Origin of the sequence: Dactylosporangium sp. NPDC049742, from assembly GCF_040674675.1 — a bacterium.
GTDB classification, from domain to species: domain Bacteria; phylum Actinomycetota; class Actinomycetes; order Mycobacteriales; family Micromonosporaceae; genus Dactylosporangium; species Dactylosporangium maewongense.
Genome location: NZ_JBFANF010000138.1, coordinates 1 through 9504 on the forward strand (window position 1 = coordinate 1; position 9504 = coordinate 9504).

At 71.5% G+C, this 9504-nt stretch carries 9 protein-coding genes; 1 reads left to right on the forward strand and 8 read right to left on the reverse strand.

What is annotated here, in order from left to right; all coding sequences use genetic code 11:
• Nucleotides 1–254: 254 nt before the first annotated feature.
• Together AB0J72_RS58435 and AB0J72_RS58440 are read right to left on the reverse strand one after the other, a co-directional pair.
• Nucleotides 255–1769, reverse strand: coding sequence for an MFS transporter (locus AB0J72_RS58435; protein WP_363417786.1), 1515 nt, complete (start codon nucleotides 1767–1769; stop codon nucleotides 255–257).
• Between the two features lie 79 nt (nucleotides 1770–1848).
• Nucleotides 1849–2421: a TetR/AcrR family transcriptional regulator gene (locus tag AB0J72_RS58440; RefSeq protein ID WP_363417789.1), complete on the reverse strand. Its 573-nt coding sequence runs from the start codon at nucleotides 2419–2421 to the stop codon at nucleotides 1849–1851.
• A gap of 215 nt (nucleotides 2422–2636) precedes the next feature.
• On the opposite strand from AB0J72_RS58440, the gene AB0J72_RS58445 reads away from it, so the two are divergent.
• Entirely contained in the window at nucleotides 2637–3479 is an 843-nt protein-coding gene (locus AB0J72_RS58445; RefSeq protein ID WP_363417792.1) for a hypothetical protein, read from the forward strand.
• On the opposite strand, the gene AB0J72_RS58450 is transcribed toward AB0J72_RS58445, so the two are convergent.
• From AB0J72_RS58450 to AB0J72_RS58475, 6 genes are all read right to left on the reverse strand, one after another.
• Nucleotides 3472–3738: a GNAT family N-acetyltransferase gene (locus tag AB0J72_RS58450; RefSeq protein ID WP_363417795.1), complete on the reverse strand. Its 267-nt coding sequence runs from the start codon at nucleotides 3736–3738 to the stop codon at nucleotides 3472–3474. The genes AB0J72_RS58445 and AB0J72_RS58450 overlap by 8 nt on opposite strands.
• On the reverse strand, nucleotides 3739–4719 hold the full coding sequence (locus tag AB0J72_RS58455) for a pirin family protein (protein WP_363417798.1): 981 nt from the start codon (nucleotides 4717–4719) through the stop codon (nucleotides 3739–3741).
• A 159-nt stretch (nucleotides 4720–4878) separates the two neighbouring features.
• Nucleotides 4879–6027 carry a glycoside hydrolase family 16 protein gene (locus tag AB0J72_RS58460; protein WP_363417801.1) on the reverse strand — a complete coding sequence of 383 codons (1149 nt, stop codon included), beginning with the start codon at nucleotides 6025–6027 and terminating at the stop codon, nucleotides 4879–4881.
• Nucleotides 6027–7274, reverse strand: a complete 1248-nt coding sequence (locus tag AB0J72_RS58465; RefSeq protein WP_363417804.1) for a BNR-4 repeat-containing protein — start codon at nucleotides 7272–7274, stop codon at nucleotides 6027–6029. Before AB0J72_RS58465 ends, AB0J72_RS58460 begins: the two co-directional genes overlap by 1 nt.
• 233 nt (nucleotides 7275–7507) lie before the next feature.
• Nucleotides 7508–8092: a bifunctional 4-hydroxy-2-oxoglutarate aldolase/2-dehydro-3-deoxy-phosphogluconate aldolase gene (locus AB0J72_RS58470; RefSeq protein ID WP_363417807.1), complete on the reverse strand. Its 585-nt coding sequence runs from the start codon at nucleotides 8090–8092 to the stop codon at nucleotides 7508–7510.
• Entirely contained in the window at nucleotides 8089–9381 is a 1293-nt protein-coding gene (locus tag AB0J72_RS58475; RefSeq protein WP_363417810.1) for an extracellular solute-binding protein, read from the reverse strand. The genes AB0J72_RS58470 and AB0J72_RS58475 overlap by 4 nt, the downstream gene beginning before the upstream one ends.
• Nucleotides 9382–9504: the final 123 nt, after the last annotated feature.

The following is a 9504-nucleotide window of genomic DNA, read 5'->3' on the forward strand; positions in this document are numbered from 1 at the left end:
GTCGGCCAACTCGCTCCGGGTCGACGGGCAGACATGGTCCCCACGGTGACCGGCTCGGGCGGGGGGGGGCCCCGCCGCCGGGGGCCCGCGGGGGGGGGGCGCCCGCCCCCGCCCCCGGTGGTCCCCGGGGGGGGGCTGATGACCGGGCGGGCCCCCCCCCCCCCCCACGACCCGCCCGGGACCTGGCGACCCGAGGTGATGCCAGGGCCCGGGCGTTGCGCCCGAAAGGGTTATGGCTTGTCGTACAGGCGACGTCAATGCACCAGGACCGGCACCTGCTCCTGGTCGGTGGCGGTGCTGGCGTCGGCAGGGGTGCGCCGGATGAACAGGATCACCAGCACGGCGGCGACGCCGAGCAGGACCGCGCTGGCGGTGAAGGCCACGTTGTACCCGTGGATCGCCGCCTCGGCCTGCTGGAGCGGCTCCGCGCCGTGGGTGGTGAGGTAGCCGGTGACGGCCGTGGTGAAGATGGTGTTGAGCAGCGCGGTCCCGAGGGAGCCGCCGACCTGCTGGGTGGTGTTGACCAGGGCGCTCGCCACGCCGGCGTCGTGGTTGGCGACGCCGGTGAGGGCGACGCTGCTCAGCGGCACGAAGACGAGGCCCATGCCGACGCTCATCGCGATGAACGCGGGCAGGATGTCCACCACGTAGTCGGAGTGCAGGTCGAGACGGGTCAGCCAGATCATCGCCGCGGTGCCCATGACCCCGCCGATCGACATGATCACGCGCGGGCCGACGCGGGGCAGGAAGCGCGCCGCGAGGGTGGCGGCGACGATGATGCCGGCGGAGAACGGCAGGTAGGCGACGCCGCTCTTGAGGGCCGAGTAGCCCATCGTCTGCTGCAGGTAGAACGTCATGAACAGGAACATGCCGAGCATGCCCGCGCCGACCAGGACCGACACGACGAACGAGGTGCCGCGGTTGCGGTCCCACAGGACGCGCAGCGGCAGCAGCGGGTGCTTCGCCCGCGACTCCCACACGACGAACGCGGCGAGCAGGACGCCGGCGGCGACGAGCCAGCCGACGGTCACGCCGGAGCTCCAGCCGTCGGTCGCGGCCTTCGTGAAGCCGTACACGAGCGCGACCTGGCCGAGGGTGGCGAGCACCGCTCCGGGGATGTCGTACTTCGTGTCGCCGGTGGCCTTGCTCTCCCGCACCACCGGCAGTGCCGCCACGAAGGCGATGATCGCGATCGGGATGTTCACCAGCAGGGTCCAGCGCCAGTTCGCGTACTGGGTGAGCAGGCCGCCGGAGATGAGGCCGATGGCGGCGCCACCGCCGGAGATCGCGCCGAAGACGCCGAACGCCTTGGCCCGCTCCTTCGCCTCGGTGAAGGTGACGGTGATCAGCGACAGGGCGGCCGGGGCGAGCAGCGCGCCGAAGGCACCCTGCAGGCCGCGGGCGGCGTAGAGGGTCTCGGCGTTGACCGCGGCGCCGCCGAGCGCGGAGGCGCCGGCGAAGCCGAGGAGGCCGATGAGGAAGGTCCGGCGGCGGCCGAAGAAGTCCGCGATCCTGCCGCCGAGGAGGAGCAGGCCGCCGAAGGCCAGGGTGTACGCGGTGACGATCCACTGGCGGTCGGCGGTGGAGATGTGCAGGGCCTCCTGCGCCGACGGCAGGGCGATGTTCACGACGGTGGCGTCGAGGACCACCATGAGCTGCGCGACGGCGATGACCGACAGGGCCAGCCAGCGTTTGGGGTCGGCCGTGGCCGCACCGGTCGCGCGTTTGGGGTCGACCGCGACGGCCGTGTCCCCCGATTGGTTCGACATGAGCTTGTGCCTCCCAAGGCATGGTTGATCGCGACCGCACCCGGTCGGCGGGCGGGCCTTCAACAGGCAGGAATACGGGTCAGGCAGGCTGGCGCAGGACGGGCAGCAGCACCCGGTCGACGACCCGCGTGGCGAACGCCTCGTCGAGCGGCCCCTCGTGCCACATGGTCCGGTTGAGCACCAGCGCGTGCAGGACTTCTTGCAGCAGGTCGGAGGTGGCTCCGGCGGGCAGCTCGCCACGGTCCACCGCGCGTCGCACGATGGTGTCGTACGCGGAGCGCTTCGCCTCGTAGACGCAGCGGCGGAACGTATCGGCCAGCTCCGGGTTCCGGGTGGCCGCGGTCAGCAGACCGGTCATGACGTCGCCGTCGGGACTGTTCGCCACCTCGCACGCCGCGGTGAGCAGCGCCATCAGGTCGCCGCGCAGCGTCCCGGTGTCCTGCGGCTCGTACGAGCCGCCGAACCGGTGCTCGAAGGCGTCCATCACCAGGTCGGGCTTGTTGGGCCAGCCCCGGTAGATGGTCGCCTTGCTGGCGCGGGCTCGCGCCGCCACGGCATCCATCGACATGCGGTCGTATCCGACCTCGCCGAGCAGCTCGAAGACCGCTTCGCAGATCGCTTCACGGCGTTCGGGCTTCGGCGCGGGAGACATGACCACTTCCTAAGGTGCGAGGGCCGGGTTCCGCAAGTCCTGGATCGCAGGTGTACGGAACCGTTTCGTACTCGAACCCTACTCCCGCTCCGAGAGAGTACGAAACGGTTCCGTACACCTCGCCCTCGTGAACGACGTCACAGCCGTTCCCGGGAATGCCCGCTGTGAAAAAGTCCCCGGCTCCGCCGGGCGTGTTCGCGTATACCGTCAGGTCCATGACAGAGTTGTCGACCGAACGTCGCATGTGGAGCCTGTTCGAACCGGTCCACGCGGTCACCTACTTCGCCCCGGACGCCCTGGCGGCGTTCGAGGAGGCGGGCCTGCGCGGGTTCTGGCGGGGGTACTTCGCCGGCCGTAGTGCCCCGCTCGGCGCGGTGCCGGCCGGGCCGGTGATCGCGGCGTTCTACGGGTTCGCGCCACGGATGGTGACCCGGGCGCTGCCGGACGTGTGGACGCGGATCACGCCGGAGGCGGCCCTCGCCGCGCGGCTGGAAGGATCGCGGCGGGTCCTGCTCACGGTGGACGGGGACCTGACGGAGGTCGCAAGCCTGTTGCGGGCGGCGGCGGAGGCGGCCGACCTGCACGGCCGGGTGCTGGGCGCGGCCAACGCGATGCTGCCGTGGCCGGAGGACCCGGCCGGCGTGCTGTGGCAGGCGGCGACGGTGCTGCGGGAGCACCGCGGCGACGGGCACCTCGCGGCGCTGCTCGTCGAGGGCCTGGACGGGGCCGAGTGCAACGTGTGGCGGGTCGCGCTGCTCGACGGCGCCGGCCGGGAGTTCTACCAGCCCGCCCGCGGCTGGACCGACGAGGAGTGGGCCGCGGCGATCGACCGGCTGCGCGGCCGTGGATGGCTGGACGCGGAAGGGAAGGCGACCGGCCGGGCGCGGGAGGCGTACACCTCCGTCGAACGCACGACGGACGCCCTGGCCGCGGCGCCGTGGCGGGCCCTCGGGGAGGCCGCCACGGCGCGCTGTGCCGAACTGCTGCGCCCGGTCGCCGTGCAGGCGTCGGCGCTGCTGCGGCACCCGAACCCGATCGGGCTGCAGCCGCTCAGCTGAGCTCTGGGTGCCGCTTGAGGTAGGCGGCGATGAAGGGGCACTGCGGGACGACACGCAGTGCCCGCTCCTTCGCCGCGTTCAGGGCGCCGGCGGCGAGCTTGCTGCCCAGGCCCCTACCCTCGTACTCCTTGTCGACCTCGGTGTGGGTGAAGACGATCTCACCCGGGTGCAGCCGGTAGTAGGCCGCACCCGCGTGCGCTCCGTCGACCCGCAGCTCGAAGCGGTGCTGCTGCGGGTCGTCGACGACCTCGATGTCCACTTAGGACGCCTCTCCTCGCACTGCGGCGTGCGCGGCCGGGATCGTGCCGAGCCGGCCGGCCTGGTAGTCCTCGAACGCCTTGACCACCTCGGCCTTGGTGTTCATGACGAACGGACCATACGCCACGACGGGCTCGCGGATCGGCTTTCCGCCGAGGAACAGCACGTCCATCGTGGGGTGACGCGGGTCCTGCTTCGCGTCGGCGGTGACGGTGATGCTGTCGCCCTCGCCGAAGACCGCGAGCTGGCCCAGCTCCACCGGCCGGCCCTTCGTGCCCACGCTGCCCTTGCCCGCGAGGGTGTAGGCGAGCGCGTTGAAGTCCTTGCGCCACGGCAGCGTCAGCGACGCCCCGGGGGAGATCGTCGCGTGGATCATCGTGATCGGCGTGTAGGTGTTGCCGGGGCCGGCGTGGCCGTCGAGCTCACCGGCGATGACCCGCAGCAGCGAGCCGCCGTCGGGCGAGCTGAGCAGCGCCACCTGGCCACCACGGATGTCCTGGTAGCGCGGGGCGGCGAACTTGTCGGCGCGCGGCAGGTTGACCCACAGCTGGAAGCCGTGGAAGAGACCGCCGCTGACGACGAGGTGCTCGGGCGGGGTCTCGATGTGCAGCAAGCCGCTTCCGGCGGTCATCCACTGCGTGTCGCCGTCACGGATGACGCCGCCACCGCCGTGCGAGTCGTTGTGCACGAACTCGCCGTCGATGATGTACGTGACGGTCTCGAACCCCCGGTGCGGGTGCCACGGGGTGCCCTTCGGCTCGCCCGGGGCGTATTCGACCTCGCCCATCTGGTCCATGTGGATGAACGGGTCGAGGGTGCGCAGGTCGACGCCGGCGAACGCGCGCCGGACGGGGAAGCCCTCGCCCTCGAATCCCTTCGGCGCCGTCGTCACCGACACCACCGGGCGGGGGCGCGCCGACACCGGGTCCGGGGTGGACACGCGCGGCAGCGCAAGGACGTTTTCGACGGTGATCGCGGGCATCTTGTGCCTCCAGGGCTGAACGGGTTTGTCGCCTGCTGCAACGGTACTTGCCGAGCAAGTATTCCGCAAGTCAACAATCTCCGGCCCGGGGGTCGCAGCGTGGCCGCGCCGGTCGCTCGCGGGCCTGCGGCGTGGCCCGGTGGCGACCGGCGCGGCGGCTCACACCCGGACGAACCTGACCGCGTCGGCGCGGGCGCAGCCGGTGCCCGAGCTGGTCAGGGTGACCGCGGTGCCGGTGCCGGCGGGCAGCGCGAAGGTGCCCAGGTCGACCCAGCCGGACGGGGCCGAGGTGCCGTTGACCGTCGTCTGGGTGCCGGCGACGGCGAGCTTCGCGGCAGGGTCGCTGTTGGCGGCCGTCACCTTGTAGTAGGAGACCTTGTAGGTGCCCGCCGCACGGAGGTTGGGGCGCCAGGTCGCGGTGTTCCCACCCGAGTTGCAGGCCGCGTAGCGGGTCGGCGAGCCGGTCGTCCAGCCGGTCAGCGTCGACGGCGACCAGGTGCCGGTCTCGCTGTAGCCGTACGCGGCCGGTCCGTCGTCGTCGACGTAGTAGTCCTTCTGCCAGTAGCGCACGTAGTCGAACTGCACGGCCGACGGCAACTTGCTCGCGTCGGGGACGCTGCCGTAGGCGATGCTGGTGAGCCAGATGCTCGTGTAGTCGTGCGTCCAGTCCGTCGGCAGGTAGGGCGCGGTGTACTTGAGCACGCCGTCGACGTAGAACTTCGTGCTGGTCTCGGACCAGTCGATGCCGTAGACGTGCCAGTCCCTCGAGTCGATCGTGGCGCTGGTGTACGTGGTGCCGTACGACTTCCCGGCGGACACGCCGTTGCCCTTCCAGGTCAGCACGCCGTGGTGGATCCGGGTCGGGCTGATCGAGTCGATCTCGAAGCCGTCGATCTCGGTGCGCTGCGCCGCGGGGAAGGTCGTCGAGCCGTCGCCGGCCATGAGCCAGAACGAGCTGTGCCAGCCGGCGCCGTCGTTGAGCTTCGCCCGGGTCTCGTAGTAGCCGTAGCGCAGCGTCTGCTTGCTGACCACGCCGCCGCCGGTGTAGTCCTTGCCGCCGTAGGTCTCCTTCTTCAGGGCGATGTTCAGCGCTCCCCCGCTGACGGACACGTTCTGCGGGCGCTGGGTGCTGTACGCCTTGGAGTCGGTGCGGTAGTTCCACTTCGCGGTGTCGACCGCGGTGCCGTTGAACTGGTCCTCGAAGACGAGGGTGTAGCCGGTGCCGGCGGGGTCGGCGTGGGCGGCCGTGGCGGTGCCCAGGACGGCGGCGGCGGGCACCAGCAACACGATTGCGAGCAGGCGGCGCATCAGTTCCTCCCGTAGTACAGGCGAAGGTTGGTGAGGTCGACGAGGTAGAGGACGTCGACACCGGCGGTGGTGCGTTCGACCGCGAAGCGCTGCACGGGGATCCCGGGCGCGACGGCGGCGGCGGTCCACGCGGTGCCGGGCTTGGTCGCCACGTACATCACGCCGGCCGCGGTGGTGTAGTAGACGCGCTTCTGCTCCGTCGGGTGCCAGGTGATGTCGATGGCGGCGCTGGTCTGCGCGGCGGAGTACACCGTGTCCCGGACCCAGGTGGTGCCTGAGACGTACGCGTAGCGGACCATGAAGTTCGTCGCGCTCCGGTAGCGGTACGCGACCTTCGGGCTGGTGCCGTCGACCGTGAGCTTCGCGCTCTGCACGGCCGGTCCGGTGCCGTCGTTGCCCTGGTACACCTCGCCGGCCTCGATCGGCTGGATGACGTCGGCGGTGGCGGTGCTGACCGGCACGGTGACCGCGGCGCCGGTGTGGTCGGCGAACGTGCCGGTCGCGGGCCGGTACAGCAGGTAGCTGAGCTGGTGGCGGAACGCGGTCGCCGGGTACAGCCCCCACTCCCACAGGACGTGGAGGTTGCCGGCGGCGTCGAACTGCAGGTCGTCGGGGTAGACGGCGCGGTTGGCGGACTCGGCGAAGACGGCCACCCGGGTCCACGTCGCGGCGGCGTTGTTCCACCGGTACAGCCGGCCGGAGCGGGCGGTGCTCCCGTCGAGCCGCGCGATGAGGTACAGGTCGCCGTTCGGCGCGGTGGTCAGCACCGGGTACGTGACGCCGATCCCCTGGTCCGGCAGGTCCGCGGCGTGGTTGGTGGGCGCGCCGCCGACGGTGTCGGAGCGGAAGTAGCGCCAGGCGTTGTTGTGCATGCTGGCGAACACGTGCAGCCGGCCGCTGCCGTCCCGCGCGACCGACGGCTGGTTGTGCCCGATGTCGTCGGCGTACTCGGCCTGGGCGGCGCCGTTCATGACGGGCAGCCTCGTCCAGCCGCCGGCGGTGTCGCGGCGGGCGATGGCGACGCGGTGCGTGCCGGCGGTGGAGCCGGGCTCGTTGAACGCCAGATACGCGTAGTCGTTGCCGGGGGTGTACGTGTCCAGCGGCGACCACCAGGCGGCCTGGTTGGAGCTGTCGATGCCGTACGGCACCAGGGTGACGGTGGCGGGGGCGGCGTGCACGGCGGTTGCGGGCACGGTGACGAGGGCCGTCGCCATGGCGGTGGCGGCGACCAGGGCGGCTCTGTGCATGGGCCTCTTCCTCAGGGCTTGCTCACGTGGCGCCGGCGCGGCCAGGCACACCGCCGACGGCGCAGCACACCGCGTGCGGCGCAACGCATCGCTGCGGGCGACGCGGCGCACCGTCTGCGGCACACCGCTTGCGGCGCGACACATCACCGCTTGCGGCGCAGAGCACCGGGTTCGGTGCGGCCGTGCCTCGGGGGTGTGGCTGGTCCGCGGCGGCGCCTCGGAGCGTGGGTCGGTCAGGTTCGGCGGAGGACCTCCAGGAGCGGTGGCAGGCCGCCGTCGGTGGTGACGGCGCCGCCGACCCCCAGCGCGCGGGCGCCGGCGGCCAGGTAATCGGGTGCGTTGTGGGCGCCGATGCCGCCGGTGGCGACGAACTTCGCCTCGGGGAACGGGCCGCGCAGCTCGCGCAGCCAGGCCGGGCCGAGCGCCCCGGCCGGGAACGCCTTGAGCCACTCGCAACCCGCTTGCAGCGCATGGTGTACCTCGGACGGGGTGGCGACGCCCGGCAGGTGCGGCAGGCCGGCCGCCTGGCTGGCCCGCACCACGTCGAGGTCCAGGCCGGGCGCGACGGTGAACACCGCGCCCGCCTCGGCGGCGGCCTCGACCTGCGCCGCGGTGCGGACGGTGCCGGCGCCGACGGGGTGCCCCTCGGCGGCGAGCGCGCGCAGGCACTCGACCGCCTCGGGGGTCTGGATCGGGACCTCGACCACGCCGAGGCCGCTGTCCCACACGGCGCGGGCGATCTCGAGGGCCCGCGCAACCGGTACACCACGCAGGATCGCCACCAGTGGGCGGCCGCGGAGCAGGTCGTCGAAGCTCATTTGATGAGGGCGTTCATCCGGTCGCGGGCGGACATGAGCGCGTCCTTCGGCGACTTCTTGCCGATGAGGATCGACTGGACCTCTTCGGCCAGGACCTTCTCCATCTGGGAGAACTGCGGGTAGATCCAGAACGGGCTGGCGCTGGAGTTGGCGCCGATCTGGCTGGTGAAGTCGGTGGCGAACTTGTCGTTCTTGACGGCGGAGTCGGCGAGTCCGGCGTTGGTGGTCGGCGGCAGGCCCGTCTTCTTGAACCAGTCGACGTTGTAGCCGGGGTCGGTGGTGACGGTCTTGGCGTAGTTCGCGGCGGCGGCGGCGCCGGCACCGTTCATCACCGCGATCACCTGCCCCCAGGCGAGGTGGCGGGGCTTGTCGCCGGCGTTCTTCACGGGGCGGGCGACGGGGACCATCTTCGTGCCGAGGTCCTTGTCGGGTGAGGATTTCGTGACGGCGGCGCGGCCGCCGATGGCGTCCTCGTAGAAGGCGGTCTTGCCCTGGGACATGAGGGCGCGGGCGTCGACGCGGTTGACGTCGGGGGCGATGAGCTTCTGGTCGTAGAGCTTCTTGTACCAGGTGAGCGCCTCGACGCTGCCGTCGTCGCCGATGACGACCTTGTTGTTCTCCACGATCGGGGAGCCGAACTCCCACATCCAGGGGATGATGTCCTTCAACTGGTCGACCTTCGTCATGCCGGCCCACGGCACGACCCCGCCGCCGAGGCCCTTGACGGCGGTGAGCGCCGCCTCGAACTCGGCGACCGTCTTCGGCGGGCTGGTCACCCCGGCCTTCGTCAGCAGCTCGTTGTTGCTGATCAGGCCGATGCCGGCGAAGGTCCATGGCAGGCCGTACTGCACACCCTTGGACTGGCCGAGCGCCAGGGCCGCCGGGGAGTAGTCGAGGCCGGCGGCGACGCTCTTGAGGTCCAGGAGCTTGCCGGTGGCGGCGAGGGTGGCGAGCCAGGCGACGTCGAGCTGGACGGCGCCGGTCAGCTGCCCGCCCTGCACCTGCAGCAGCAACTGGTTGAGGTAGTCGTTGTACGGGTACGACGGCGTGCTGATCTTCGTCCCGGCGTTCGCGGCCGTGTACTTGTCGATCTGGGCCTGGATCGGTTCCTTGGTGACCGCCTCGTTGAACGACCAGCTCGTCAGCGGGAACTCTTTGACGCCGTCGTCCTTGAGGCCTTCGGTGCCGGCGGGTGCGGGGGTGTTGGTGGCGGGGGCGCAGGCGGCGAGGGTCGTCCCGAGGGCGCCGAGACCGCCGATCTTGAGCATGGTGCGGCGGGACAGAGACATGTGGATCTCCTGGACTGGGGCGGGGTGTTCAGCCCTTCACGGCGCCGGCGGTGAGGCCGGCGACCAGATAGCGCTGGAGGATGGTGAAGCCGATGACGACGGGGAGGGACACGACCAGGGACG